The sequence below is a fragment of the Streptosporangium saharense genome, from assembly GCF_014203715.1.
GTDB classification, from domain to species: domain Bacteria; phylum Actinomycetota; class Actinomycetes; order Streptosporangiales; family Streptosporangiaceae; genus Streptosporangium; species Streptosporangium saharense.
This window is the reverse complement of the sequence record NZ_JACHJP010000002.1, coordinates 810850-835381: the sequence shown is the minus strand read 5'-3', so window position 1 is coordinate 835381 and position 24532 is coordinate 810850. Positions and strand designations below refer to the sequence as shown.

Here is a 24532-nt window from a genome sequence, read left to right as displayed (position 1 = left end):
CCCGCTGTTCCCGCGAGAAGGGCGCCGTCTCTCCGCACCGGGCGCCGTTGACCGGTGCGGAGGGCTTGGTGGTCCCGGCTCATCCCCGCTCGGGGGAGCCGCCTGACAGGCGGTCCAGGACGGCGCCCGCAGAGGCCCGGTAGGCGGCGACGTTGCGCATCTTGACGTGCTCGTAGCCGCGCACGACGTCCGGCAGCTCGGCCAGCTCCAGGACCGTCGCCGCCGTCTCCCCGTTCAGGTGGGACAGGGCACGCAGCACGTCACGGGTGTACTCGCCGACCAGCGCCCGCTCGGTCCTGCGCACCCCGGCCATGCCGAACGGGTCGAGGCGGGTGCCGCGCAGCCCCCGCATGCCGTACAGCAGGCGGAAGGCGGGGTCGAACCAGGCGCCGAGGCGGATCTTGCGGTTCATGCCCATGGCGCGCAGCACGGGCGGGTGCAGGTTGTAGGAGATCTTCGCGCCGGGCCCGAACTCGGCGGCGATCCTGGCCCGTTCCGCCGGGTCCAGGTGCAGCCTGGCGACCTCGTACTCGTCCTTGTAGGCCATGAGCCGGTGCAGATGGCGGGCGTAGGCCTCGGTGATCGGCAGCGAACCCTTGGAGAACCTCGCCTCCTCGTCCCTGACCGCGCGCACCGCCTCCACGTAGCGGGCCGCGTAGCGCCGGTTCTGGTAGGCGGCCAGGTCGGGCACCCTGACCGTCAGGAGACGGTGCAGCTCGGTGCCCGGCTCCGCGGCCGAATCGACGAGCCGGGTCAGCTCGGGATCGGTCCGTACGGCGGGAGCCGCGGACGGCTGGGTGGCCTCGGCCACGGCCTCGGGGGCGGCGACGACGGCCCTGCCCCAGTGGAAGGCGGCGATCGTCAGGTCCGCGGTCTTTCCCCCGCCCTGCCGTACGGCCCGCTCGATCGCCTCCAGGCTGAGCGGGATGAGCCCGCGCTGCCAGGCGGCGCCCAGCACGATCGTGTTGGCGGGCATGTGGTCGCCGAACAGCGCCTGGGCCAGCTCCTCGGCGTCGAGGTAGACGTTCAGCTCGCTCCTGGTGCGCGACTCAAGCGCGGCGATCGGCGAGCCCAGCTCGGTGACGTGCCTGGACGGGTCCACGACCATGGAGCCGGTGGGGACCAGGCTCGTCGAGACCACCGCGACGGTCCGCTCAGGGTCGGCGGAGCGCAGGTGCTTGGGATCGGTCGCCCCCAGCAGGTCGAGAGCGAGATAGGCGTCGACCGCGCCGGTGCCCGCCCGCGCGGAGCGGTCGTCGCCGTCCTCGAAGATCCGGATGTCGGAGACGACGGTGCCGCCCTTCTGGGCCAGGCCGGTCTGGTCGAGCCCGCGCGAGCGCTTGCCGTCCAGCATCGCCGCGGTGCCGAGCATCTGCGCCACGGACACCACCCCGGTCCCGCCGATGCCGACCAGCCGCACCGTCGTCTCTCCCGCGCGCCGCTCGGGCTCGGGCAGCTCGGGCGGTTTCGGTACGGCTCGGCGCCGCCCGGTGGCCTTGCCCGGCACGACGGTCAGGAAGGAGGGGCAGTCGCCCTCGACGCACGAGTAGTCCTTGTTGCACGAGGACTGGTGGATCTCGGTCTTGCGGCCGAACTCCGTCTCGACCGGCAGCACGGACAAACACTCCGACTTCTGCCCGCAGTCGCCGCAGCCCTCGCACACCCGCTGGTTGATCGCCACCCGCCTGACCGGGTCGGGCAGCTCACCCTTCTTGCGCAGCCGCCGCTTCTCCGCCGCGCACTGCTGGTCGTGGACCAGCACGGTCACGCCGGGAAGCGCGGCCAGCTCCCGCTGCGCCTCGTCGAGCGCGCTCCGGTCGCGGACCTCGGCGATCCCGGCGAGTTTGACCCCCCGGTAGCGCTCCGGCTCGTCGGTCGTGACGATCACCCTGCGCACGCCCTCGGCCTCAAGCCAGCGGGTCAGGTCGGCCACGGCCAGCGACGGGGTGATCGTCTGCCCGCCCGTCATCGCGACGGCGCTGTTGTAGAGCAGCTTGTAGGTGATGTTGACCCCCGCCCCGACCGCGGCCCGTACGGCCAGCGAGCCCGAGTGGTGGAAGGTGCCGTCGCCCAGGTTCTGGAAGATGTGCGGGGTCTCGGTGAAGGGCGCCTGCCCGATCCACTGCGCCCCCTCGCCGCCCATCTGGGTCAGGCCGGTCAGCGTGCCCTTGCCCTCGCGGTTGATCACGATCATCGTGTGGCAGCCGATCCCGGCGCTGACGAGGGAGCCGTCGGGCACGGCGGTCGAGCGGTTGTGCGGGCAGCCGGAACAGAAGAAGGGGGTGCGCTGCGGGCCGAGCAGCTTCAGCGGCTCCGGGCGGGTGATCACCGCCAGCCCCCTGTCCACCCGGTCGTCGGCGGCGGGGTCGATCCCGGCCCTGCGCAGCCGGAAGGCCACCGCCTTGGCCGCCAGGTCGGCGTCCACGCCCCCGGTTCTCGGGATGAGCTGGGCGCCGTTCTCGTCGAGCTTGCCCAGCACGCGGGGGGCGTCGGCGGTGCCGTACAGGACGTCCTTGACCAGACCCTCAAGCAGCGGGCCCTTCTCCTCGACGACGAGGATCTCCTTGAGCCCCCTGGCGAAGGTCCTGACGATCTCCGGCTCCAGCGGCCAGATCATGCCGATCTTCAGGATGCGGACGCCGAGCCGCGCGGGGTCGAGGCCCAGCCTGCGGAAGGCCTCGCGCACGTCGTAGTAGGCGGTGCCCGAGGCGACGATCCCGAGCCAGGCGTCGCCGGGGTCCACGGTGACGCGGTTGAGACCGTTCTCCCTGGCGTAGGCGCGGGCCAGGTCGAGCCGGGGCCCGGTGAGCGTCTTCTCCATCTCCAGTGACCACGGCGTGAGCAGGGTCGCGTCGGGCACGTGCCGGTACGGCCCGCCTTGATACTCCACGACCGGCATGACCGGAACGACACGGCCGGGACCCACCTCGACCGTGCCGCTGGCGTCCACGACGTCGGTAACCGTCTTGACCGCGACCCACAGGCCGCTGGCCCGGGAGGCGGCGATGGCGTGGCGGCCCAGGTCGAGCAGCTCCTGGACGCTTCCCGGGTGGATGATCGGCATGCCGAAGGAGGCGAGCGTGCTCTCCGTCGCCGAGGGAAGGGTGGAGGACTTGCAGATCGGGTCGTCGCCGCACAGGGCGATCAGGCCGCCCTCGGGGTGGGCACCGACGAAGTTGCCGTGCCGCAGCGCGTCGGCGGCACGGTCGACGCCGGGGGCCTTGCCGTACCAGACGCCGAGGACGCCCGCCTTGCGTGGCCGGGGAAGAAGGGGGACGAGCTGGCTGCCCCAGACGGCCGTCGCGCCGAGCTCCTCGTTCTGGCCGGGGCGGTGCACGACGTCGAGCGGCTCGGCGTGCCGCCGCGAGCGGGACAGCTCCAGGTCGAAGCCGCCGAGGGGGGAACCGGGGTAGCCGGAGACCATGGCGCCGGTTTCGAGACCGGCCGCGCGGTCGGCGCGCATCTGGTCGAGGATCACGCGGACCAGGGCCTGCGTGCCGGTCATGAACACCTGGCCCTCTTCGAGGGCGTATCGGTCGTCGGGAGCCTTTGCGCGGGTTTCGGCGGAGATCGTCATGATCGGTGGTCCCGTCTTGCCGTGGTGCATTCTGATTGCCGCAAGGTTATGTCAGGCTGTCCGAAATATGATGTCAATATTTATTGTTCGTGCTCGTTTGGTTAGCATGTGATGCCATGGACGCCACGGATCGCGCAATCATCGGCCTCCTCCAGACGGAGGGCAGGCTCAGCAACCTCGAACTCGCCGAGCGGGTACGGCTCACGCCCTCGCCCTGTCTGCGCAGGGTCCGCAACCTTGAGGAGTCGGGGGTGATCAGTGGCTACCGGGCCGTCATCGACCCGGCGGCTGTGGGACGCGGCTTCCAGGTTCTGGCCTATGTGGAACTTGAGGGGCAGGACGCCGAGACCGTCACCGCCTTCGAGGCCGCGGTTCTGGAGATCGAGGACGTGGTCGAGTGCCTGCGCATGTTCGGCCGCCCCGACTACGTGTTGAGGGTCGCGGTGCCCGACATGGAGGCCTACAGCCAGCTCTGCCTCGAACGGCTGGGCAAACTGCCCGGCCTCGACAAGCTGACCTCCCAGATCGCGATGAAGGCCCTCAAGCCGGGCGGCGTCCTGCCGCTGTAGCGCTGTGTTTGGGCTGGGGTTTCGCGGCCTTCGTGGCTTTCACGGTGGTCGGGGATGGCTTCGGAGTGGGCGTCGCCGAGGGCGTTGCCTTGGCGGGCGCTGTCGGCTTCGGGGACGGCGGTGGCGGCGGGGGAGGGGGCGGCGCCTTGGGCAGCTCGATCAGCGCCTGCCTGGCCCTGGGCGCGCCGTCGAGAGAGAAGTAGGGGTTGATCCGCAGCGCCCTGGCCAGATGGGCGCGGGCGGAGACCGTGTCGCCGAGGGCACGGGCGATCTCGCCCCGGTGGTAGGCGGCCAGCGCGTCCCGGGTGCCGGGAGGCTCGGCGCGGGCGGCGTACATCGCGGCCTCTGCGTTGTGGCCCGCCCGGTGCAGCGCCCACGCCAGCGCGTCGGCGACCTCGGGGGCGCGGTGGCCGTTCCACTCGGCCCGCAGGCGCCGTACGGCGGAGGCAGGGTCGCCGTGGTCGGCCTCGAACCGCCCGGCCCTCAGCACGTCGACCCTCGCCAGGCCGTAGGAGGTGAACAGGGCGTACTGCCGCGCGGCCCGCTCCGGCTGCCCGAGATACTCGTACAGCTCGCCCAGATCGGCCGTGTAGCCGGGGTCGCGCGCCGCCGCCGCGCCGTAGTCACGGACCGCCGCACCGGTCAGGCCGAGCGCGGCCTCCGCCCTGGCCCGTCCCGCGTAGGCGGGGGCGTGCCCGGGATCGGCGGCCAGTGCCCGCCCGTAGGCGCGCACGGCCTGCCGGGGCCGTCCCAGGCTCCATTCGAGCTCGCCCAGCCCGTAGGCGTAACGTGCCACGTCGGCGGAGGAGGCAGAGGAAGCGGCCGCGAGCCCGGCCCGCCTGAGCACGGCCCTGGCCCGCCCGCTCTCGCCACGCACCCGCAGCAGGTCGGCGGCCCGGGTGAGCGAGGCCACGTCCGGGGTGCCGCCGAGCATCCGCCTCAGGGCCAGGTCCGCCCTGCCGTACCGGCCGAGCCCGGTGTAGGCGCCGGCCAGCACCCCGTACAGCGGCCAGCGGTGCGGTGCTGCCCGGAACGCCCGGGTCCCCCAGACGCGGGCGGCGCCGTGTTCGTGCCTGACGTTGGCGACCACCCCCATCCCGATCATCGCGTCGGCCTCCGGGGACAGGCTCAGCGAGTGCCTGAAGGCCGAGCGCGCCATGGTGTAGTGGGCAGGGTCGCCGGTGCGCCCTGCCTCGTCGAGGTGGGCGCCGCCAAGCGCCGTCCAGGCCCGCGCGTCGGTGGGATGCTCACGCAGATAGGCCCGCGCGCCCGCGACGAGGTCGGCCCGCGCCCGCGCGGCGGGGGACGTGGCCGGTCCGGGAGACGCCCCGGGGGCCGTGCCGGGGCCGGGTGGGTCGCCGGGGCCGAACACGGCCAGCAGGACGCCGCCCGCGGCCAGGCATCCCAGGAACGGCAGGAGTCTGCGCACGTGCCTCGCCTCCGCGCTCTCAGAGGTGGCCGGGCCGTACCGGCCCGTCGCCCCGGACGATCAGACAGCGGGGGGTACGGCGAGCCGCCGCGGCGCATCGCCCGGATTTTCCCGGAAATATCCGGTAAATCCCCTGGAAACCCTGCGAAAGTCGCGAAAACGGGTTGAGTGGTGATTTAACCCGCATTTTGCGCCCTTTCCGGAAAGCTCCCGTTGATGTTCCCGATCATGAGAAAGCTAGCACCGCGGGCATGAGAGATTCCTGGAGCACCCGGTCAAGAAACCCCAAAACCGGGAGAGAAAGCGAAAGGCCCCCGCCGGAGCGGGGGCCTTTCGGACCTGCGTCAGACCACGCCGGTCTTGACGCGCGTCAGGAAGTCGGCCCACACCTGCGGGGTGAACAGCAGGGCGGGGCCTCCGGGGTTCTTGCTGTCGCGAACCGCGACGACGCCAGGAAGGTTGTCGGCCACCTCCACGCACTCGCCGCCGTTTCCGTTGCTACGGCTGCTCTTGCGCCACTGTGCGCCGGTCAGGTCCATGATTTCATCCTTTTCTCGATGAAGGCCGTCGATGCGGCCTGGGGTAGGGCATATGAGCGCAGGGCGTCGAACTGGGCCGATAGAGGGTCGACCCGCGCTGGATCGATCAGAAGCTGCGCGGCTTCCGCGTTCTCCATGTACACGATGTCGGGAGCGCCTTTGAAGGACAGGACCAAGATGGGCCCTGCTAGCCCGGCATAGGCGCCCACGTCGAAGGGGATCACCTGGATGGTGATCCGCGGTCGCATCGTTGAGTCCAGAAGGTGTTGCAACTGCGCGCGCATGACCGCGCCGCCGCCGATGGGGCGGGTCAGCACGGCCTCGTCCAGCAGGACGAAGAGGATCGGCGGGTCCGGCCGGTCGAGCAGTCGCTGGCGTTGCATACGCACAGTAATCATCTCCTCAACCTCCTTCTCGGTGTCGAACGGCCTTCCCGCCCGGGTCAGCGCCCGTGCGTAGTCCTCGGTCTGCAGCAGCCCAGGAACCACCGACAACTGGTAGTTACGCAACGTGCGCGCTTCCCACTCCAGCTCGAACAGCGAGCGCACCCACGCGGGGGAGGACTCCCTGCCGATCAGTGGCCAGAGCTTGACGAGAGTGCCGCCGGTCTCCAGGACCTCGTCGCAGCGCTGTGCGAACTTCCTGGTAGGGGCACGTGCGGCGGTCTCGATCAAACCGACCAGTGAGGTGGAGTACGAGGTCCGTCTGGCCAGCTCCTGCTGGCTCCAGCCCATCGCCTCGCGCAGCCTGCGCAGCTCGGAACCCCAGTAAGCGCTGACGCTCGTGCTGGGGTCCAGCTCTTTCGGGGCGGGCATGGGGGGCTCCCGTCTTTCTGGGTCCTACAGGGGTCGGGGTGGAACCTACAGCCGACCCGAACCGAGGTGCATGTACCTCTTCGTAGTCGAACATCTACAGAAAGTAATCACTCCTGTTCACTCTGGGAAGAGGAAACGAAGAATCGCTTCCATCGAATGCTGAGAGGAGGTGGACGGTTGTGACGATCGTCCACGACACACCCCCCTGGACGCCCGCCGTGCACGCCGCAGGTCTGCTCAGGGACGAGCTGGCCAGGCGGGGGGTCGAGGGTGACGTCCACGGGGGATACGGCCTGGCGCTGGTCTCCGTGCACGGGGATCTCGTGGTCTGGACGGACGGCACGGTCTACCGCTGGTGGGCCGGGCATCTGTCCGTGCGGACGGGACGACGGCTCTACGCCGTCTACGGCGTGGGCAACCCCGCCACCGTCGCGCGGGGGGTGATGCTGCGCTACGCCGAGCTGGACGGGCGGGGAGCCCCGGAAGGGCCGGGGGAGCGCCGCCGCTCCTTCGCGCCCCCGCCCGACAGGACGGTGCCGCCGCCGGGGAAGGCGGTCCGGGGGCCGTCCATGCTGTTCCGGCCTCCGGGCCTGCCCCTGACCGCCACCAGGACCGTGCCGGGAGGGGCGGACGGGAGTCGCCCCCGCCCGGTGCCGGTCCGATAGAACCCGGCGAAGGGTCGCCACCCCCTACCGTCCCGTCATTCCCGCCGGGCGGGGCGGAAGGGGGCGGCGGACAACGATAGAGTCGTCCGCCCGGCCACCGAGCACGATGGAACCCGGGGCCGTGGACCGTTCCGCGCGCCCCGGGTCCCACGTCGGGGCCGTACGACCGCACCCGGCCGTCGAAGGGATCTCTGGAGCGACATGGCGCAGCGGTTTCGGGGCGGGGTCGTCGCGGCCACCGGCACGCTGACCGCCCTCCTCCTCGCCGGGCACCGGCTGCTGCCGAACTGGCGGGGATGGGGCAACACCCTCGACAGCGCCCTGCCGTGGCTCGGGCTCGCCGTCCCCCTGCTGGCCGTGGCCGCGCTCGCCAGACGCTCACCGCTCGCCACGGCGGGGGTGCTGGTCCCGGCCGTGACGTGGGGGGTGATGTTCGGCCCCGCGTTCGTGCCCGCCGTACGGGCCGGGCCCCCCGACCTGCGGGTGGTCCACCAGAACGTCAACCTGGCCAACCCCGACCTCCCCGCGACCGCCAAGGCGCTGCGCGCGGCGCGTCCGGACATCCTGGTGGCCGCGGAGCTCGACGACGACCCGGTCCTGATGAACGGGACCGTCGATCCCGCCTTCGCCGTGCGGCTCGATCCCGGCCTGCGCTACCGGTTCCCCGACAACCCCGGCATCGCGGTGTGGAGCAGGTATCCGTTCGTGGGCAGGCCCAGGTCGGTGCCCGGGGTGCCGCGCTCCCGGTGGGCGACCATCCGCACGCCGCACGGCCCCGTCAACCTCTACGCCGTGCACCTGGCGTCGTTCCGGCCCGGGGAGCGCTGGGTCATCGCCGAGCGCAACGCGCAGGTCGAGGCGCTGGCCGCGGCGATCAGGGCCGATCCGAGCCCCAGGATCATCGTCGTCGGCGACCTCAACACCGCCTCGACCGACCGGGAGATGGGCCTGCTCACCGAGACGCTCTCGTCGGCGGCCGAGCGGGCGGGGTCGGGGATGCAGTTCACCTGGCCCGCCGCGCTGCCGCTGGTGCGCCTGGACCACGTGCTCACCAGGGGGTTCGAGGTGCTCGACAGCAGGGTCCTGCCGAGGTCAGTCAGCGACCACCGGGCGATCCTGGCCGACCTGCGTTTCGCCTCCTCGCGGAAGGACGAGGAGGACCGGTGAAGCGGATGGCGCCGACCCGGTCGGCGGCGGGCCTGTCCAGCAGGGTCACCCCCGCCGCGGGCGGCAGTGAGCCACGGCGGGCGCGGCCGACGAGGGTCCGCCAGCGGCGGCGGTGCCTGGCGAAGGTCGCGGCGGTGACCGTCCGTCCCCGGGCGAGCTGCCCGGCCCGCGCCGTCTCGGGATCGACGTCGAGCAGGACGAGGTGGACCTCGCCGCCGGTCCTGCGGGCCAGCCAGGCGAAGCCGTACAGGATGTGCGGCCAGGTGCCCCGGGTGTGCGCGACCACGTCGTGCCCGGCGAGCACGGCCCGCGCGATTCGCCACACGTGGGTGGCGTGCACGAGCGGGGTGCGGGCCCTGGGCGGGACGGGGCCGAGATAGCGGGCCCACCAGTTGCGTGACTGCCGTGAGTCGATCACCCGGGCGCCGTCCGCGGCGACGGGTTCCCGCTCGTCGCCGCTGAGGCCGTACAGCCGGTCGAGCAGGGTGCTCTTGCCCGCCCCCGGCAGCCCGGCGAGCAGGACCAGGGAGCCGGGCGGGTAGGTCAGGACCGTCGCCCCGGTTTCCTCGGTGGGGGAGGGGAGGGGGGACATGGCGACTCCTCGAATGACGTGGTCATCCGAGGTCTCCTTCACCCACACGGGGTGGGCGGCCGTCCGGGGACGTCGCGGGACGTCCGTACTGACCGGGGCGGCTCTTGGGAAGTACTCCCCTCGCCCCTACAGGGTAGGGGACGAGCGCCCCCGGCTCCACCCCGCGAACGCCTCGCGAACGTTCGGGAACCCCTGTGAACACTGGGGAACCGCTTCAGCGGAGCGCGGCGGCCTCCGCGGCGAGGCTCTCGATGCGGGAGTAGTCGCCCGAGGCCAGCGCGTCCGCCGGGGTGAGCCAACTGCCGCCGACACAGCCGACGTTGGACAACGCCAGGTAGGCCGCCGCCGTCGAGGGCTTGATGCCGCCCGTCGGGCAGAACCGGACGTCCGCAAGCGGCCCGGCGAGAGCCTTGAGGTACGGCAGCCCGCCCGCCGCCTCCGCGGGGAAGAACTTCAGCTCGGTCAGGCCGCGCTCGGCCAGCGCCAGCACCTCGGAGGCGGTCGCGGCACCGGGCAGGTACGGCACGCCGCTGTCCCGCATGGCGTCCAGCAGCGAGGGCGTGGTGCCGGGGCTGACCAGGAAGCGGGCCCCGGCCTTGACGGCGGCGTCCACGTCGGCGCCGGTGCGGATGGTCCCGGCGCCGATCACCGCCTCGGGCACCTCGGCGGCGATCCGCTCGACGGCCTCCAGCGCGCCCTCGGTGCGCAGGGTCACCTCGATCACGGGAAGGCCGCCACGCACCAGGGCGCGGGCCATGGGGACCGCGGTCTCCGGGTCGTCGATCACGACGACCGGGATGACCGGGGCGATGTCGAGCAGGCTCATTGGTACTCCATGTTGGACAGGCGCTGGCTCAGCCACGCCGCCGCGCCGACGAGCGCGGGCTGGGGCGCCACGATCAGGTTCGTGGCGATGCCGGAAAGGTAGTCGTTCAGCATGGGGGCGCTCTCGAACCGGCGGCGGAAGTCGCTGGAGAGGACGCGCCCCACCATACGGGGCAGCACACCGCCGCCGAGGTAGACGCCGCCCCTGGCGCCCAGGGTGAGCGCCACGTTCCCGGCGAAGGTGCCGAGCATGCAGCAGAACACCTCGACGGTCTCCGCGCACAGCGAGTCGTCCATCCTGGCCACGATGTCGGCGGCGGGAAGCCGCGGCGCGTCGGTCCCGTGCACCAGCGCCAGGGCGCGGTGCAGCCGGGTCAGGCCGGGCCCGGACAGCAGGTGCTCGGCGACCACGTGGTCGAGCCCCTCCGAGCGCAGCGCGCGGACGATTTCGTGGTCGCGCTCGTCGAGGACCGGCACGGTCGCGTGGCCGCCCTCGCCGGGGATCGGCACCCAGCCCTCGGCGGCGGGCACCAGACCCCCGACGCCGAGCCCCGTCCCCGGCCCGAGCACGGCCTTGATCCCGTGCGAGGGCGGCGGGCCGCCGAGCGAGACCAGGTCGTCCCCGCCCAGATGGGGCAGGGAGGCGGCCAGGGCCTCGAAGTCGTTGAGCAGCACGGCGTTGGGGATGCCGAGGGCGTGCACGGAGCCCGACCAGCCCGCGTTCGTGAGCCGGTAACGGTCTCCCTCGACGGGACCCGCGATCGCGATACAGGCTGCTCCCGGCTGCACTCCGCCCGCGTGTTCCGCGAGATATGCGGCTACGGCTTCGGGAAGCCCTTCGTGATCGGCGCCCGCCAGTACGGCCACCGCCTCGGGGGCGGCCCCCGGCTCGGTGACCAGGCCGAACCGGGCGTTGGTTCCCCCGACGTCGGCGACGAGCCAGGGCAGGCTCATGCCCCGGCCCTCAGGCTCTCCGCGTGGCCGTTCAGCGCGAAGATGCCCGCGCCGCGTTCGGCGGGCCCTGCCGTACGGCGGAAGGCGGCGAACAGCTCGCGGCCCGTGCCCACCCACTGGGCGTCGGTGAGCGGGGCGCCCTGCGGGGTGCGGGCCGCCAGCTCCTCTGCGGGGACCAGCAGCTCAAGGGTGCCGGCCGTGGAGTCGAGACGGATCGGGTCACCGTCTCTGACCAGGGCGATCGGTCCGCCCTGCGCGGCCTCGGGCGACAGGTGGATGGCGGCGGGGACCTTGCCCGAGGCCCCCGACATGCGGCCGTCGGTGACGATCGCCACCCGCTGCCCACGGTCGAGCAGCACCGCCAGTGGCGGGGTGAGCTTGTGCAGCTCGGGCATGCCGTTGGCGCTCGGCCCCTGGTAGCGGATGACGGCGACGAAGTCCTGGCCGTCCAGCTCGCCCGCCTCGAAGGCGCGCAGCAGTTCGAGCTGGTCGTCGAAGACCTTCGCCGGGGCTTCGACGACCAGGTGCTCCGGCTTGACCGCCGAGACCTTGCTGACCGCGCGGCCCAGGTTGCCGTCGAGCATGTGGATGCCGCCGTCGGGGGAGAAGGCCTCGGAGACCGGCCGCAGCACGTCGGGGTCGGTGCTGCCCTCGGTGCGCTCCTCCCACAGCAGCTCGCCGTCCTTCAGGACCGGGGCGCTGCGGTAGTGGTCGAGGCCGTGTCCGGCGACGGTCAGCACGTCGGCGTGGAGCAGCCCGGCGTCGAGTAGGTCGCCGATGAGCACCTGCATGCCGCCCGCGGCCTGGAAGTGGTTCACGTCGGCCTGGCCGTTGGGATACATGCGGGTCAGCAGCGGCACGACCTTCGACAGCGCCGCGAGGTCGTCCCAGAGCAGCTCTATGCCCGCGGCGGCGGCGATGGCCACCAGGTGCATGGTGTGGTTGGTCGAGCCGCCGGTGGCCAGCAGCGCCACGCAGGCGTTGACGATGGCCTTCTCGTCCACGACCCGCCCGACGGGGGTGTACTCGCCGCCGTGCACGGTGATCTCGACGGCCCGCCTGCCCGCGGCCTTCGTCAGGGCCTCGCGCAGCTCGGTGCGCGGGTTGACGAACGTCGTGCCCGGCAGGTGCAGGCCCATGACCTCGATCATGACCTGGTTGGAGTTGGCGGTGCCGTAGAAGGTGCAGGTGCCGGGCGAGTGGTAGGAGCGCGACTCGGCGTCAAGCAGCTCCTCCCTGCCGACCTTGCCCTCGGCGAAGAGCTGCCGGGTGCGGGCCTTGACCTTGTTGGGCAGGCCGGAGGTCATCGGCCCCGCGGGCACGAAGACCGCGGGCAGGTGGCCGAAGTGCAGCGCGCCGATCAGCAGGCCCGGCACGATCTTGTCGCAGACGCCCAGCATGAGACCGGAGTCGAACATGTCGTGCGAGAGCGCGATCGCGGTGGCCATGGCGATGACCTCGCGGCTGTAGAGCGACAGCTCCATCCCCGCGCGGCCCTGGGTGATGCCGTCGCACATGGCGGGCACGCCGCCCGCGAACTGCGCGACGCCGCCCGCCGCGCGCACGGCCGCCTTGAGGATCGGCGGATAGGTCTCGTACGGCTGGTGCGCCGACAACATGTCGTTGTAGCTCGACACGATCGCGACGCCGGGCTTGACGTTCGCCATCAGGTCCGGCTTGTCCCTGCCCGCCGCGGCGAAGCCGTGGGCCAGGTTGGCGCAGCCGAGATGGCCGCGTGCCGGTCCGCGCTCCCGGGCCGCCTCGGCCTCGGCGTCGAGCCGGGCCAGGTAGGCCGCGCGGCTGGCACGGCTGCGCTCGGCCAGGCGGTCGGTGATCTCCTGGATGGCGGGGTGCATCCGGCCTCCTCGGTCGTCGTTGCTGTCTGCGGGCCCGTTCACCGCGGGCTCTCCTCGTGCCAGGTACGGCCGCTGCGGCCGAGGAGCTCGTGGGCGCCCGCGGGGCCGGAGCTGCCCGCCGGATACGGCTCTGGCGGGGTGCCGTGCGCCTCCCACTCCCCGAGGATCGGGTCGATCCACCGCCAGGCGGCCTCGACCTCGTCACGCCGCATGAACAGGGTGGGGTTGCCGGTCAGCACGTCCATGAGCAGCCGCTCGTAGGCCTCCGGCACCCGGGTGGTGAAGGTCTCGGCGAAGCTCAGGCCGAGCGGCACCGGCTTGAGCGCGACCTCGCCCGCGCCCGGCTCCTTGGCCATGATGTGCAGCTGGATGCCCTCGCTGGGCTGTAGCCGCAGCACCAGCCGGTTGGGCGCGCTGCCGGGGAAGATCGAGTGGGGCACGTCCTTGAACTGCACCACGATCTCCGAGCACCGATAGGGCATGCGCTTGCCGGTGCGCAGGTAGAAGGGGACGCCCGCCCAGCGCCAGTTCTTCACCTCGGCGCGGATCGCGGCGAAGGTCTCGACCCGGTGCGAGGCCTCGGTCGGCGCGGTGCCGTCCGGCTCGTCGAGGTACCCGGGGACGCGCTCGCCACCGGCCTCGCCCGCGGTGTACTGGCCGCGGACGGTGAAGCGGTCGACCTCGCCGCCGACGATGGGCCGCAGCGCCTGCAGGACCTTGACCTTCTCGTCGCGGATGGCCTCGCGGTCGTTGCGCGAGGGGGGCTCCATCGCGACCAGGCACAGCAACTGGAGCAGGTGGTTCTGCACCATGTCACGCAGTGCGCCCGCGTGGTCGTAGTAGCCGCGCCTGCCGGGGGTGCCGACGGTCTCCGCGGCGGTGATCTGGACGTGGTCGATCCACAGGGAGTTCCAGACCGGTTCGAGGAAGACGTTGGCGAAACGGAGCACGAGCAGGTTCTGCACGGTCTCCTTGCCCAGGTAGTGGTCGATGCGGTAGATCTGCCGCTCGTCGAAGATGGCGCCGACCTCGTCGTTGATGCGCCGCGCGCTGGCCAGGTCGCGGCCCAGCGGCTTCTCCAGCACCACCCGCGAGGCGGGGGTGACCAGCCCCGCGCGTTCGAGCTGCCTGCAGAAGGGGCCGAACGTCATGGGCGGGCTGGCCAGGTAGAACACCCGGGTCCGCTGCTCGTGCCCGGCCAGCATGGCCGCGAGCCGCTCCCAGCCGACCGTGTCCTCGCCGCCGATGTCCACGGAGACGTGGTGCAGCCTGCCGAGGAAACGCTCCCAGACGTTCAGGTCGTCGACCGGCACCGCGCCGCGCACCTGGGCGTCCACCTTGCCGCGGAAGTCGGCGTCGTCGAGTCCGCCCCGGGACATGGCGATGATGCGGGTCTCGGGGGAGAGCCTGCCGTCACGGTCGCAGTGGTACAGCGCGGGGAGGAGCTTCCGCATGGAGAGGTCGCCTGTACCGCCGAAGACGATCAGGTCGGCGGACTGCGGGGGCTCGGACATGGGGAGTACTCCATGGTGATCTACCGGATTAGGGATAGATCGGACACTATCCAGATCTTGCGCTCTGCACAAGCGGAGTTTTGTCATCTCAGATGAGAAAGTTTGAACTTTTCACTTCCTAAGTGGTTGTGGTTCACTTAGCGGATGCCTCGTCGTCCCGCTGCCGCGCTCGCCACCAGCGGTGAGGTTCTGCGCCTCATACGCACCGGCGAAGCGGTCACGCGCGCGGACATCGGCCGTGTCACCGGCCTGTCCCGGCCCGCCGTCTCGCTGCGGGTCACCGAGTTGCTGGACCGCCGCCTCGTCGTCGAGGACAGCGACGGACCCTCGACGGGGGGCCGCCCGCCGACCCGGCTGGTCTTCAACGCCTCCGGCGGCGTCGTGCTGGTCGGTTCCCTCGGCGCGAGCAAGGCGCAGATCGCCGTGTGCGACCTCGGGGGCGGGGAGCTGGCCCGCGCCGACCTCGCCATCGACGTCGAGGAGGGGCCGGACGTCGTCCTCCCCCTGGTCATGCGGACCTGGGGCGAGCTGCTCGGCGACCGGCCCGTCTCCCAGATACGCGGGGTCGGCCTAGGGGTGCCCGCGACCGTCGAGTTCGCCGCGGGCCGTACGGAGAGCGCGCGCATCATGGCGAACTGGACGGGCGTCGCGATCCCACCGATCATCATGAGCCGCTTCCCCGCCCCGGTCTTCCTCGACAACGACGTCAACGTCATCGCGATCGGCGAGCACAGGACGGTCTACGCGGGCCAGGCCGACGACCTGCTGTTCATCAAGGTCTCGACCAGGATCGGCTCCGGCATCATCGCGGGCGGCGAGATCCTGCGCGGCGCGCTCGGCGCGGCCGGGGAGATCGGGCACATCCCGGTCCGCGACGGCGGCGGGGTGCTCTGCCGGTGCGGCAACGTCGACTGCGTCGACTCCGTCGCCAGCGGCACCGCGATCCTGCGCGACCTGCGGGCCAGGGGTCACCAGGTGCGGACCCTGGCCGACGTGGTGAGCCTGGTGCGGGCCGGGGACGCCGAGACCATGACGGTCGTCCGCAACGCCGCCCGGATGCTCGGCGAGGTCGTGGCCACGGCCGTCAACCTGCTCAACCCCGCCGTGGTCGTCCTGGGCGGGGACGTGGCCGAGACCTTCCAGCCGCTGCTCGCCGGGGTGCGCGAGGTCGTCCACCGCCGCTCCACGGCCCTGTCGACGCGTAACCTGCGGATCGAGCGCAGCAGGCTCGGTCCGGGCGCGGGCATCGTCGGCTGCGCGCACATGGTCCTCGACCACATCCTGTCGCCGGAGGCCGTGGACGCGTCCTGAGAGGCCGGGCTCAGCCCGCCTCGGTCGTCGTGCCCTTCCTGGCGTGCGACTGGCGGCGGACCGCCAGGGCGATGTCCACGATCGCGGCGACGGTCAGCAGCGCCATCAGCACGGTCAGCCAGGTCAGGCCCGCCACGAACCCGAGCACGCCGATGCCGATGGTCGCGACCAGCGCGAACGATCCGAGTCTGATGTGGACCACGTCGCGGGGGGTCGTGGCGACCATGGGCTTGCCGTCCGCCGACCTGTACTCCGGCTGTTCCTCGGGTGTCATCTTTCTCTCCTTCGATCGGACGGCGGCCTGTCATACGTTCCGCCACCGGGCGAGTGCCTCCGCCAGTCCTTCGGGATCGGAGACGGTGACGGTTGCGCCGGGATGGGTCAGCAGGGTGCCCGGCAGGAGCGCGGGCACCGGGACGTGGAAGCGGACGCAGAGACCGCTCCTGGAGTTGGTGCCGAAGGTCACCCCCCGGTCGGCCAGGGACAGCCGCGCGCCGATGACCCGCCACGTGGTGTAGGGGCCGGTCACGGTGGCCCCGGCGACGTTGGACAGGGGGGTGCGCAACAGCCACGGGCCGAAGCGCACCCTCAGCTCGTCCTCCCCCACCAGGACGAAGGCCCTGTCGCGGGTCACCCCGGCCAGCCGGAGGAGGGGCCTCCAAGCCGGATCGACGGCGAACCCGAAGCGCGGCATCCGCGCTCAGTCCTCCCAGGGCGGAGTCTCGTGCATCTTGTCGTAGTACTTCGCCAGATGTGACTTGATCGGCCCGACGTCGCCACCGGGGACGTCGATCCCGCCCCTGGCCCCGTCCATGACGCCCGCGGCGGCGTGCAGCGCGTGCGGGACGGCCTTGAGCTCGCCGTCGACCACGTCGGCGAAGGGCAGCTTGTAGCTCCCGAACTCGTCGGGCTCCTCGCCGTCGTACCAGAGATGGGCCTCGCGGTACTTGGCGTTCGGCTTGTGCTGCGCCCCCGCCCAGGTGCGCACCCGCCGCTCCGCGGCCTCCTTGTTCCAGGGCCGTTCGGAGTTGGCCAGCGGCAGGTCGTGGAATCGCGTCACCGTCATGCCGGTTCTCCCTCCTCACCGGGACCGTACGGCGCGGCGGGCCGGATGCTCCGGCCCGCCGTACGAGATCAGTCCTTGAAGGCGTCCTTGACCTTCTCCGCGCCGTCCTTCAGCTTCTCGCCCGCCTGCTTGAGGTGGCTCTTGCTCTGGTCGGCACGACCCTCGGCCTCAAGGCGCTCGTCGTCGGTGAGGCGCCCCGCGCCCTCCTTGGCCTTGCCCTTGAGTTCCTCGGCCTTGTTGGAGACCTTGTCATCCGCACCCATGAGTGATTCCTCCCCTTGCATCCTCCGTGTGAGGTTTCCCCGCACAGTGATATCCAGTGTCCGAGGACGGGGCCGGTAAACATGGGGGGCTCAGACGGGGGTGATGAGCCGTTCCATGGAGAGCATGCGGAAGGCGCGGTGCTGCTCCTCACGCTTGACCTCGGTGTAGCCGAGGCGGCGGTAGAGACCGATGACCTGGTGGCGCTGGGGCATGACCTCAAGGACGAGCCGGGCGAAACCCTGGCGTGCGGCGTACGCGTGCGCGTGCTCCATCAGCAGCTTGCCCGTCCCGCCACGGTGGCCGGGGCGCGCGTACAGGCGGCTGACCTTGAGGGCGTCCGTACCGGGCACGGGCTTGAGGCCCACCCCGCCGACCGGCCTGTCGTCGTGGAGGGCGAGGAGGAACACGCCGGGGACGCGGTAGACGGAGGCGGGGTCGAGGCACTCGTCCCGCATGCGGGCGGGCAGCTCGTCGACGGACGCCGGGACCGGGAGGCCGAGCTCCTCCTGGGTGGCTCCCATGTACTCGAAGATCAACGCTCCGGCGTCCGCCCAGCGGTCCGCGGCGCGGGCGTCCAGGACGCGGATGGGGGAGGTCATGACAGGCTCCGGCGGTCGTGCCCCGGGCGGAGGCGCCCGTCCCGGCGTTCAGGTGAGATCGGTCGCATCCCCATATCTTGGACGATGCCTTGATCGTCCGATGAGGCAGGGGTGGGGTTCGCGGCCCGCCGTACGAGATGACCTTGGGTGTGCCGCGCGAGGGCGGGGGTGCGCTGTGAGCGGAAAGCGCTCACAGCGAACGGCACCGGGGCGGTGACGAGGGGAGCGTTATGGTCGCGGTGAATCGTCATTCGTAAATTCGACTCCGGAGTGGGTGAAAGAGATGTCCAGTTCGCGCCCGGTGCCCGAGGACCAGCTCTACCAGCGGCTGCTGCGCAAACGGATCGTCGTTCTCGGCAGCGAGGTGAACGACGAGGTGGCCAACCGGATCTGCGCGGAGCTGCTCCTGCTGTCCGCCGACGACGAGCGGCGTGACATCTGGCTCTACATCAACTCGCCGGGCGGCTCGGTGTCCGCGGGCATGGCCATCTACGACGTCATGCAGTACATCCCCAACGACGTCGCCACGGTCGCCATGGGCATCGCGGGGTCCATGGGGCAGTTCCTGCTGTGCGCGGGGGCGCCGGGCAAGCGCTACGTGCTGCCGCACGCCAGGATCATCATGCACCAGCCCTCGGGAGGGCTGGGCGGCACCGCGACCGACATCGCCATCCAGGCCGAGCAGATGCTGTACACCAAGGCGATGATGCGGGAGCGGATCGCCTTCCACACCGGTCAGACGCTGGAGCAGATCGAGGACGACTGGGACCGCGACCGCTGGTTCACCGCGACGGAGGCCAAGGACTACGGGCTCGTGGACGAGGTCATCCGCACCACCAGGGAGGTCGTCCCCGAGGGCTGAGGCACCTCTCCCCGCGCGTCCCGTGGCAGCCTGGGACGCGATCGGGGAGACGAGAGAATGAGCGCGTCCGGGGGGCGGCACCGGTCGCGCGATAGGCCCCCGTGACGTCAGCGGTGGCAGAGCAGGCAGCGCAGGGCGCGCTCCAGGGAACCGGCGTCGGAGATAGGGGAGGGCCAGGGCAGGCGGATCAGCGTCGGCTCGTCGATGCCCGAGCGGACGGTCGCGCCGAACCTGTCGAGCTCCCAGAGCCAGACGTCGGGCACGGGGCCGTCGAGCAGCGAGACGAGCGCCGTCTCAAGCTGGTCCCGGTGCGTGCCGTTGACATGGTCGAGCATGCGCTCGGCGGCGTCCATCAGGGGGTCGGGACGGGCGCCGAGATACTCCTCACCGTCGAGCACCCCCGACTCGGGGCCGGTGAGATAGATCACCTGGCCGACGTCGACGCGCAGCAGCCGGGGACCCTTGCCCTCAAGCGCCTCGAACAGGGCCTCGTCGGGGCAGCGCTCGGCGATCGCGATCGCGGTCTGCCGCGCCTCGGCCTCGGGTACGGCCTGCGCCCAGCCCTGCACCTTGAGCAGGCCACGCGAGGCCTGCACACTCCCGAGAAGGCGGTTGGCCGTCAGGTCGACGGTCACCACGGGCTCGTCGAGCGCGTTGTGGAGCGGGTCCCCCGGCATGACCAGCAGCACCGGGCGGCCCTGGTCGTCGACGCCTCCCCGCGCCGGTGAGGCGGGCAGGCAGGTGCCGGTCAGGGACACGTGGGTGGGCGCGGCCGTGGCGGCCAGGGTGCGGACCCGCTCGGGGATCGGGGGAGCGGTGACAGGCTGCATGAACAGGCTCTCCTTGAGATCGGGGGACCCTTTGACCTAAGGTAAGGCTTACCTCACTAAGCTAAACCTAACCACAGAGGAGTGACCGTGCGCTACACCGGGCCCAAGGTGCGGCTGTCCCGCAGGGCGGGCGTCCCGCTGACCCGCAAGGCCGTGCGCTACTTCGAGGAGCGGCCGTACCCTCCGGGTGAGCACGGGCGCAAGACGAACAGGCGTCAGACCGGCGACTACGGCCTGCGGCTGATGGAGAAGCAGAAGCTGCGCTGGTACTACGACGTCTCCGAGCGGCAGATGCGCCGCTACTGGGACATGGCGCTGCGCAGCACCGGCCGCTCGGGAGCCGAGCTGGTCGTGCTGCTGGAGAGCCGTCTGGCCTCCCTGGTCCTGCGTGCCGGTATCGCCCCGTCGATCTACGCGGCCCGCCAGTACATCGCCCACGGCCACATCACCGTGGACGGCCGCAAGGTCGACATCCCCAGCTACCTGGTCAAGCCGGGGCAGGTCATCGCCGTGCGGCCGAAGTCCAGGACGATGCAGCCGTTCGTCGCCGCCTCGGAGGGCATCTACGCCGACGACCGCGTCGCCGCCTATCTCGACGTCAACCACGCCGACCTGAGGTTCACCCTGGTCGCCCGTCCCCTGCGCGAGCAGGTCGCGATCCCGGTCGACGAGCAGCTCGTCGTGGAGTTCTACTCCCGCTGACCACGACGGGCCCCAACCGGGGCCCGTCCCTGGGTCCCCGTGCCCGCCCGCCGGTCATCCGCCGGGCGCCACCGGGACCCGGTCCCGCAGCTCGCGGATCTCCGCCCTGAGCGCGGCGAGCTCCGCGAGCACCGCGTCGTTGGTCGCCCTGACCGCCTGGGCCTCCTGGGCCGCGACCTCGGCCGACTGCTCGGCGTGCTCGTCCTCCATCGCCCTGACCACGACGGCGATGAAGAGGTTCAGCACCACGAAGGTGCACACCAGCATGAAGGCCACGAAGAAGATCCAGGCCGCCGGGTGCTCGTCCATGACGTCCCTGGTGATGTCCGACCAGCCGTCCCCGGTCATCATCTGGAACAGGGTGAACAGCGAGGTCGGCAGGTCCCCGAAGTAGTCCGGCGCGGTGTCGTGATAGAGCTTGGCGCCCATCACCGCCGCCACGTAGAGCACGAGGCCGAGCAGCAGCACGATCGACGTCATCCCCGGCACCGCGTTGAGCAGCGCCGTCACCACCTTGCGCAGGCTCGGCACGACCGAGATCAGGCGCAGCGCCCGCAGGATGCGCAACGCCCGCAGCACCGACAGGCCACTGGCCACGGGCAGCAGGGAGATCGTCACGATCGAGGCGTCGAACAGGTTCCACGGATCGGCGAAGAACCGGGCCCGGTAGACGTAGATCTTGGCCAGCAGCTCGGCGACGAAGACGTAGAGCGCGGCGTGGTCGATGACCGTCAGGGCCGTGCCGTAGCGCTCGACGGCCACCGGGGAGGTCTCCAGCCCCAGGGTCGCGGCGTTGACCAGGATGACCGCGATGACGGCCTGCTGGAAGCGCGGAGCCTCCAGGACGGCGCGGGCACGCTCGCGCAGCGGCACCAATGACTCCCCGTGGGTCGTGGCCGAGTGAACTGAGGCAAGATCATATCGTTTGGGGAAGATCCGGCCCGCCCGAAAGATGGCCTCCTCAGGCCGGGGAGGCGCCCCGTCGCGGGAGCCGTGAGCAGTAGCCGCCGATGCCCGACTCCAGCAGCCGGAAGGCCCGGTCCGCCTGCTCACGCAGCCCCGGCAGGATGTCGGCCACGCTCTCGCCCGCGAGCTGGCGCCGTACGGCATGGGCCGTCAGTGTGCGCAGTGTCACGCAGATCTGGGCGGCGACCAGGGCGGGGGTGAGGTCGTCGGGGTCGGCCTCCGCCTCCTCGGCCAGGACGCGCGCCAGCTCCTCGACCAGCAGTTCGCCCATCTCCCGCTGCCTGGCGACGAGGGCCGGGCTCGCGTCCACCACGCGGGCGAACACGTGGCCCCCCTCGTGGAAGCCGTAGCGCCAGTCGCCGGTGTCCAGCGCGTCGAGGAAGTCGCGGCGGATCGCCCGCAGCGCGCTCTCGCCGAGCTCGCGCTCCCTGACCACCCGCCCGAGCCTGCCGACGACCTCCTCCTGCCGGTCGAAGAACAGGTCCTCCTTGGCCGGGAAGTAGTTGAAGACCGTGTTCACCGAGACGTCCGCCAGCCTGGCGATCTCGGCCACGGTCACGTTGTCGAAGCCCCTCGCCATGAACAGCCCCGTCGCCACGTCGGAGATGCGTGCCCGCGTCTCCCGTTTCTTGCGCTCGCGCAGCCCCTCGGTCATGCGGACATCCTATGGTGTCGAACAAATTTTGATGTCACTCTAAATTTAGCGCTACTCTAAGTTTGGAGGTGCTGAAGTGATCAGGACATCAGGTCTGACCAAGACCTTCCCCGGTGGCGTGGACGCCGTCAGGGGGATCGACCTCACCGTCGAGGCCGGGGAGATCGTGGGCTTCCTCGGCCCAAATGGCGCAGGAAAGACAACCACCATGCGCATGCTGACCACCCTGCTGCGCCCGAGCGGGGGAGCCGCCACGGTCGCCGGGCACGACCTGCTGACCAACCCCCGTGGTGTACGGCGCCGCATCGGCTACGTCTCCCAGGGCGGCGGGATCGGCCCGGCGACACCGGTGGGGGAGGAACTCGTCCTGCACGCCATGCTGTACGGCATGCGCCAGGGCCGGGCCCGGGAGCGGGCGGCGGAGATCATGGAGCGGCTCGGCCTGTCGGTCCTGGCGGGTGCGAAGGGGGCGGCGCTGTCCGGGGGCCTGCGCCGCCGCTTCGACCTGGCCTTCGGGCTGGTCCACGGTCCCTCGCTGCTCTTCCTCGACGAGCCGACCACCGGGCTCGACCCGCAGAGCAGGGCCGTCCTGTGGGAGCACATCCGGAGCCTGCGCGAGCGGGAGGGCCTCACCGTCTTCCTGACCACGCACTATCTCGACGAGGCGGACGCGCTCGCCGACCGCCTGTTCGTCATGGACCACGGCGTGGTCGTGGCCGAGGGCACCCCGGCCGAGATCAAGGGCGGCGCGGGGACGCTCGACGACGCCTTCCTCGCGCTGACCACGGCGGAGGAGCGGTGAGCGCCCTGCGCGAGACCTGGATCGTCTTCCTGCACAACACCCGGATCGCGCTGCGGCAGCGGGCCGGGATCGTCTTCGGGGTCGTGCAGCCCATGCTCTATCTGCTGCTGTTCGGGCCGATCTTCGCCACGATCGGCACCTGGGAGACCCTGGTCCCCGGCCTGCTGGTCCAGGTGGCGCTGCTGAGCGCGGGCCTGGCCGGGTTCGGCATCGTCTTCGACGCCAGGTCCGGGGTGCTCGAACGGCTCAGGGTCACCCCGGCGCGCCGCGTCAGCCTGCTGCTCGGCCGGGTGCTGAGCAGCTCAACGACACTGCTGGTCCAGTCGGTCATGCTGGTCGCCGCGGGCTACGCCCTCGGCATGCGCGCCAACCCCCTCGGGGTGCTGACCGCGCTGGTCCTGCTGACGCTGCTCGGCGTGAGCCTGGCCGCCCTGTCGAACGCGATCGCCCTGAACCTCGCTCCCGAGCTGTTCGCGCCCGTCATGAGCACCGCGGTGGTCCCGCTGGTCCTGCTGTCGGGCGCGTTCCTGCCGATGTCCATGGCTCCGGCCTGGCTCGACGCGCTGTCCAGGCTCACGCCGTTCCGTCACGTGCTCGAAGCGGTCCGGTCCCTGTTCCTCGGCGAGTACGCCACGGGGACGGTGGTCGCCGGGGTCGCCGTCACCCTGGTCATGTCCATCGTCTGCGTGACCGTGGGCACCCGCGTCTTCAACAGGGAGAACGCCTGAACGAGGCTCAGCCGCAGGTCAGGTCGGAGGGGACGGGCAGGCAGGGACCCTGGTTCCCGCCGCCGTCCACCACCTGGCCCGGCGGTGCCCAGATCAGCGGGCCGGTGTTGGCCGCCCCGGTGTTGCGGGCCAGGTTGATCCTGGCCCCGGGGACCGTGCGGACGTGGATGCCGCCCCTGACCGGGTTGCCGTCGCGGTCCCTGGTGCCGTTGGGCCGCGTGCCGTTGCCGGTGAACACGTTGTCGGCGATCCACTCGGAGGTGGGGCGGTCACCGGTGTTGTCGATGAGGACGCCCGCGCTGCGGTTGGTGGAGAAGCGGTTGCCCCACAGGGCGTAGCCGGTCGTGTCACGGGCCAGGAAACCGATGTTGGTGTCCCTGACGACGTTGTCCTTGAACGTGTTGGTGACGCCGGGAATCTGCGAGGTGGTGACGGAGACGGCGGTCGCGGTGTTCCGCAGGGTGTTGCCCGCGAAGAGGTTGCGGGTCGACTTCCCCTGCACCAGGACGCCGAAGCCGTCGAAGACGTTGTCGCCGAAGAAGCCGTCCGTCGCCCCGTCGAGCCGCAGGGCGCCGCCGCTCAGCGCGCTCGACCTGATCGTTCCCCGGCTGCGGTCGAGCAGGACCCCGTTGTGCACGGTGCAGCCGTCGACGGTGACCGTGGACCGCACGGCCGAAAGACCGTCCAGGACGCAGTCCTGCGGGGTTCCGGCGATCGTCGCCGTGGCGGAGGTGAGCCGGACCTTCGCGTTGCCGGTGAAGCGGGTCCGCGAGACCGTCAGCCTCGTCCAGGAGTACTTGGCGTCGCCGCCCGTGGCGGAGATGCCGCTGGCGAAGCCGGAGATCGTGCCGTTTTCCACGGTCGTCTTGTCGCGGTCGCCGACCTCGATGCCGCTTCCCACCCCGTCGAGCCCCCTGAGGGTGTGGCCCGCCAGGTCGACGCGCAGGCCGTCGGCGCCGACGACGAGCGCGGTTCCTGAGCAGACGAGGTCGGCGGTCAGGACGAGGTCCGAGGTCACCACCGTGCCGCACGTCACCTCCGTCTCCGGGGACGCCACCGGGGATGCAGCCGGGGACGCCGAGGCCGGGGCGGTGGTGGCCGCCCCGAGCCCGGCCGCCGCCAGTGCCACGGCGACGGTCATGCGTACGGTCTTCGGTGACGCTGCCTTCGGTAATCGGGTCCCGCCGAACCAGCCCGCACCGCTTTTCCCGAAATTTCGTGATAAATCCACCAGCGTTGGGATCA

General features: G+C 71.4%; 26 protein-coding genes. 8 read left to right on the top strand and 18 right to left on the bottom strand.

The window, feature by feature from the left end:
- Positions 1 to 79: 79 nt before the first annotated feature.
- On the bottom strand, positions 80 to 3577 hold the full coding sequence (locus FHS44_RS12710) for an indolepyruvate ferredoxin oxidoreductase family protein (protein ID WP_184714166.1): 3498 nt from the start codon (positions 3575 to 3577) through the stop codon (positions 80 to 82).
- A 116-nt stretch (positions 3578 to 3693) separates the two neighbouring features.
- Between FHS44_RS12710 and FHS44_RS12705 the strand changes: the two genes are divergently transcribed.
- A complete protein-coding gene (locus FHS44_RS12705; RefSeq protein ID WP_184714165.1) occupies positions 3694 to 4146 on the top strand; it encodes an Lrp/AsnC family transcriptional regulator in 453 nt (150 codons plus the stop codon).
- Here FHS44_RS12705 and FHS44_RS12700 read toward each other — a convergent pair.
- The 3 genes from FHS44_RS12700 to FHS44_RS12690 form a co-directional block, all read right to left on the bottom strand.
- Positions 4118 to 5575 carry a tetratricopeptide repeat protein gene (locus FHS44_RS12700; RefSeq protein ID WP_184714164.1) on the bottom strand — a complete coding sequence of 486 codons (1458 nt, stop codon included), beginning with the start codon at positions 5573 to 5575 and terminating at the stop codon, positions 4118 to 4120. The two genes, FHS44_RS12705 and FHS44_RS12700, sit on opposite strands and share 29 nt — an antisense overlap.
- 344 nt (positions 5576 to 5919) lie before the next feature.
- On the bottom strand, positions 5920 to 6114 hold the full coding sequence (locus tag FHS44_RS12695) for a DUF397 domain-containing protein (RefSeq protein WP_184714163.1): 195 nt from the start codon (positions 6112 to 6114) through the stop codon (positions 5920 to 5922).
- Complete coding sequence (locus FHS44_RS12690; protein WP_184714162.1) at positions 6105 to 6929, bottom strand: helix-turn-helix domain-containing protein; 825 nt, start codon at positions 6927 to 6929, stop codon at positions 6105 to 6107. Before FHS44_RS12690 ends, FHS44_RS12695 begins: the two co-directional genes overlap by 10 nt.
- Positions 6930 to 7108: 179 nt before the next feature.
- On the opposite strand from FHS44_RS12690, the gene FHS44_RS12685 reads away from it, so the two are divergent.
- Both FHS44_RS12685 and FHS44_RS12680 read left to right on the top strand, forming a co-directional pair.
- Positions 7109 to 7594: a hypothetical protein gene (locus FHS44_RS12685; RefSeq protein ID WP_184714161.1), complete on the top strand. Its 486-nt coding sequence runs from the start codon at positions 7109 to 7111 to the stop codon at positions 7592 to 7594.
- A gap of 201 nt (positions 7595 to 7795) precedes the next feature.
- Positions 7796 to 8761, top strand: coding sequence for an endonuclease/exonuclease/phosphatase family protein (locus FHS44_RS12680; protein WP_184714160.1), 966 nt, complete (start codon positions 7796 to 7798; stop codon positions 8759 to 8761).
- On the opposite strand, the gene FHS44_RS12675 is transcribed toward FHS44_RS12680, so the two are convergent.
- From FHS44_RS12675 to zwf, 5 genes are all read right to left on the bottom strand, one after another.
- Complete coding sequence (locus FHS44_RS12675) at positions 8691 to 9353, bottom strand: AAA family ATPase (protein ID WP_184714159.1); 663 nt, start codon at positions 9351 to 9353, stop codon at positions 8691 to 8693. The genes FHS44_RS12680 and FHS44_RS12675 overlap by 71 nt on opposite strands.
- A 214-nt stretch (positions 9354 to 9567) precedes the next feature.
- Positions 9568 to 10179, bottom strand: coding sequence for a bifunctional 4-hydroxy-2-oxoglutarate aldolase/2-dehydro-3-deoxy-phosphogluconate aldolase (gene eda / locus FHS44_RS12670; RefSeq protein ID WP_184714158.1), 612 nt, complete (start codon positions 10177 to 10179; stop codon positions 9568 to 9570).
- On the bottom strand, positions 10176 to 11132 hold the full coding sequence (locus tag FHS44_RS12665) for a glucokinase (RefSeq protein WP_184714157.1): 957 nt from the start codon (positions 11130 to 11132) through the stop codon (positions 10176 to 10178). The genes eda and FHS44_RS12665 overlap by 4 nt, the downstream gene beginning before the upstream one ends.
- The gene (gene edd / locus FHS44_RS12660; RefSeq protein ID WP_184715287.1) at positions 11129 to 12988 is read right to left on the bottom strand and encodes a phosphogluconate dehydratase; all 1860 of its coding nucleotides are present in this window, start codon (positions 12986 to 12988) and stop codon (positions 11129 to 11131) included. The genes FHS44_RS12665 and edd overlap by 4 nt, the downstream gene beginning before the upstream one ends.
- 38 nt (positions 12989 to 13026) lie before the next feature.
- Complete coding sequence (zwf, locus tag FHS44_RS12655) at positions 13027 to 14502, bottom strand: glucose-6-phosphate dehydrogenase (protein WP_184714156.1); 1476 nt, start codon at positions 14500 to 14502, stop codon at positions 13027 to 13029.
- Positions 14503 to 14646: 144 nt separating this feature from the next.
- Between zwf and FHS44_RS12650 the strand changes: the two genes are divergently transcribed.
- Complete coding sequence (locus tag FHS44_RS12650; protein ID WP_184714155.1) at positions 14647 to 15813, top strand: ROK family transcriptional regulator; 1167 nt, start codon at positions 14647 to 14649, stop codon at positions 15811 to 15813.
- A gap of 10 nt (positions 15814 to 15823) precedes the next feature.
- Here the strand turns inward: FHS44_RS12650 and FHS44_RS12645 are convergent, their stop codons facing one another.
- From FHS44_RS12645 to FHS44_RS12625, 5 genes are all read right to left on the bottom strand, one after another.
- Positions 15824 to 16087, bottom strand: coding sequence for a hypothetical protein (locus tag FHS44_RS12645; RefSeq protein ID WP_184714154.1), 264 nt, complete (start codon positions 16085 to 16087; stop codon positions 15824 to 15826).
- Positions 16088 to 16117: 30 nt separating this feature from the next.
- Positions 16118 to 16507 carry a hypothetical protein gene (locus tag FHS44_RS12640; protein WP_184714153.1) on the bottom strand — a complete coding sequence of 130 codons (390 nt, stop codon included), beginning with the start codon at positions 16505 to 16507 and terminating at the stop codon, positions 16118 to 16120.
- Between the two features lie 6 nt (positions 16508 to 16513).
- On the bottom strand, positions 16514 to 16879 hold the full coding sequence (locus tag FHS44_RS12635; RefSeq protein ID WP_184714152.1) for a hypothetical protein: 366 nt from the start codon (positions 16877 to 16879) through the stop codon (positions 16514 to 16516).
- A 68-nt stretch (positions 16880 to 16947) separates the two neighbouring features.
- Positions 16948 to 17142, bottom strand: a complete 195-nt coding sequence (locus tag FHS44_RS12630; RefSeq protein WP_184714151.1) for a CsbD family protein — start codon at positions 17140 to 17142, stop codon at positions 16948 to 16950.
- 90 nt (positions 17143 to 17232) lie between these two features.
- On the bottom strand, positions 17233 to 17742 hold the full coding sequence (locus FHS44_RS12625; RefSeq protein WP_184714150.1) for a GNAT family N-acetyltransferase: 510 nt from the start codon (positions 17740 to 17742) through the stop codon (positions 17233 to 17235).
- A 283-nt stretch (positions 17743 to 18025) separates the two neighbouring features.
- Between FHS44_RS12625 and FHS44_RS12620 the strand changes: the two genes are divergently transcribed.
- Positions 18026 to 18604: a ClpP family protease gene (locus tag FHS44_RS12620; protein WP_184714149.1), complete on the top strand. Its 579-nt coding sequence runs from the start codon at positions 18026 to 18028 to the stop codon at positions 18602 to 18604.
- 107 nt (positions 18605 to 18711) lie between these two features.
- Here the strand turns inward: FHS44_RS12620 and FHS44_RS12615 are convergent, their stop codons facing one another.
- A complete protein-coding gene (locus FHS44_RS12615; RefSeq protein WP_184714148.1) occupies positions 18712 to 19434 on the bottom strand; it encodes a DUF2470 domain-containing protein in 723 nt (240 codons plus the stop codon).
- Positions 19435 to 19521: 87 nt separating this feature from the next.
- On the opposite strand from FHS44_RS12615, the gene rpsD reads away from it, so the two are divergent.
- A complete protein-coding gene (gene rpsD / locus FHS44_RS12610) occupies positions 19522 to 20136 on the top strand; it encodes a 30S ribosomal protein S4 (protein ID WP_184714147.1) in 615 nt (204 codons plus the stop codon).
- Between the two features lie 54 nt (positions 20137 to 20190).
- Here rpsD and FHS44_RS12605 read toward each other — a convergent pair whose 3' ends face one another.
- The gene (locus tag FHS44_RS12605; protein WP_184715402.1) at positions 20191 to 21009 is read right to left on the bottom strand and encodes an ion transporter; all 819 of its coding nucleotides are present in this window, start codon (positions 21007 to 21009) and stop codon (positions 20191 to 20193) included.
- 88 nt (positions 21010 to 21097) lie between these two features.
- On the bottom strand, positions 21098 to 21757 hold the full coding sequence (locus FHS44_RS12600; RefSeq protein WP_184714146.1) for a TetR/AcrR family transcriptional regulator: 660 nt from the start codon (positions 21755 to 21757) through the stop codon (positions 21098 to 21100).
- 76 nt (positions 21758 to 21833) lie between these two features.
- Here FHS44_RS12600 and FHS44_RS12595 point away from each other — a divergent pair, with 76 nt between their 5' ends.
- Positions 21834 to 22559 carry an ABC transporter ATP-binding protein gene (locus FHS44_RS12595; protein WP_184714145.1) on the top strand — a complete coding sequence of 242 codons (726 nt, stop codon included), beginning with the start codon at positions 21834 to 21836 and terminating at the stop codon, positions 22557 to 22559.
- Positions 22556 to 23287: an ABC transporter permease gene (locus tag FHS44_RS12590; RefSeq protein WP_184714144.1), complete on the top strand. Its 732-nt coding sequence runs from the start codon at positions 22556 to 22558 to the stop codon at positions 23285 to 23287. The genes FHS44_RS12595 and FHS44_RS12590 overlap by 4 nt, the downstream gene beginning before the upstream one ends.
- Positions 23288 to 23294: 7 nt before the next feature.
- Here FHS44_RS12590 and FHS44_RS12585 read toward each other — a convergent pair whose 3' ends face one another.
- Positions 23295 to 24428: a right-handed parallel beta-helix repeat-containing protein gene (locus FHS44_RS12585; RefSeq protein WP_184714143.1), complete on the bottom strand. Its 1134-nt coding sequence runs from the start codon at positions 24426 to 24428 to the stop codon at positions 23295 to 23297.
- Positions 24429 to 24532: the final 104 nt, after the last annotated feature.

Excerpts from the sequence above, each read along its gene's own strand:
- FHS44_RS12710 (WP_184714166.1), bottom strand. The coding sequence starts at position 3,577 with ATGACGATCTCCGCCGAAACCCGCGCAAAGGCTCCCGACGACCGATAC.
- FHS44_RS12705 (WP_184714165.1), top strand. The coding sequence starts at position 3,694 with ATGGACGCCACGGATCGCGCAATCATCGGCCTCCTCCAGACGGAGGGC.
- FHS44_RS12695 (WP_184714163.1), bottom strand. The coding sequence starts at position 6,114 with ATGGACCTGACCGGCGCACAGTGGCGCAAGAGCAGCCGTAGCAACGGA.
- FHS44_RS12690 (WP_184714162.1), bottom strand. The coding sequence starts at position 6,929 with ATGCCCGCCCCGAAAGAGCTGGACCCCAGCACGAGCGTCAGCGCTTAC.
- FHS44_RS12680 (WP_184714160.1), top strand. The coding sequence starts at position 7,796 with ATGGCGCAGCGGTTTCGGGGCGGGGTCGTCGCGGCCACCGGCACGCTG.
- FHS44_RS12675 (WP_184714159.1), bottom strand. The coding sequence starts at position 9,353 with ATGTCCCCCCTCCCCTCCCCCACCGAGGAAACCGGGGCGACGGTCCTG.
- eda (WP_184714158.1), bottom strand. The coding sequence starts at position 10,179 with ATGAGCCTGCTCGACATCGCCCCGGTCATCCCGGTCGTCGTGATCGAC.
- FHS44_RS12665 (WP_184714157.1), bottom strand. The coding sequence starts at position 11,132 with ATGAGCCTGCCCTGGCTCGTCGCCGACGTCGGGGGAACCAACGCCCGG.
- edd (WP_184715287.1), bottom strand. The coding sequence starts at position 12,988 with ATGCACCCCGCCATCCAGGAGATCACCGACCGCCTGGCCGAGCGCAGC.
- zwf (WP_184714156.1), bottom strand. The coding sequence starts at position 14,502 with ATGTCCGAGCCCCCGCAGTCCGCCGACCTGATCGTCTTCGGCGGTACA.
- FHS44_RS12650 (WP_184714155.1), top strand. The coding sequence starts at position 14,647 with ATGCCTCGTCGTCCCGCTGCCGCGCTCGCCACCAGCGGTGAGGTTCTG.
- FHS44_RS12645 (WP_184714154.1), bottom strand. The coding sequence starts at position 16,087 with ATGACACCCGAGGAACAGCCGGAGTACAGGTCGGCGGACGGCAAGCCC.
- FHS44_RS12640 (WP_184714153.1), bottom strand. The coding sequence starts at position 16,507 with ATGCCGCGCTTCGGGTTCGCCGTCGATCCGGCTTGGAGGCCCCTCCTC.
- FHS44_RS12635 (WP_184714152.1), bottom strand. The coding sequence starts at position 16,879 with ATGACGGTGACGCGATTCCACGACCTGCCGCTGGCCAACTCCGAACGG.
- FHS44_RS12630 (WP_184714151.1), bottom strand. The coding sequence starts at position 17,142 with ATGGGTGCGGATGACAAGGTCTCCAACAAGGCCGAGGAACTCAAGGGC.
- FHS44_RS12625 (WP_184714150.1), bottom strand. The coding sequence starts at position 17,742 with ATGACCTCCCCCATCCGCGTCCTGGACGCCCGCGCCGCGGACCGCTGG.
- FHS44_RS12620 (WP_184714149.1), top strand. The coding sequence starts at position 18,026 with ATGTCCAGTTCGCGCCCGGTGCCCGAGGACCAGCTCTACCAGCGGCTG.
- FHS44_RS12615 (WP_184714148.1), bottom strand. The coding sequence starts at position 19,434 with ATGCAGCCTGTCACCGCTCCCCCGATCCCCGAGCGGGTCCGCACCCTG.
- FHS44_RS12600 (WP_184714146.1), bottom strand. The coding sequence starts at position 21,757 with ATGACCGAGGGGCTGCGCGAGCGCAAGAAACGGGAGACGCGGGCACGC.
- FHS44_RS12585 (WP_184714143.1), bottom strand. The coding sequence starts at position 24,428 with ATGACCGTCGCCGTGGCACTGGCGGCGGCCGGGCTCGGGGCGGCCACC.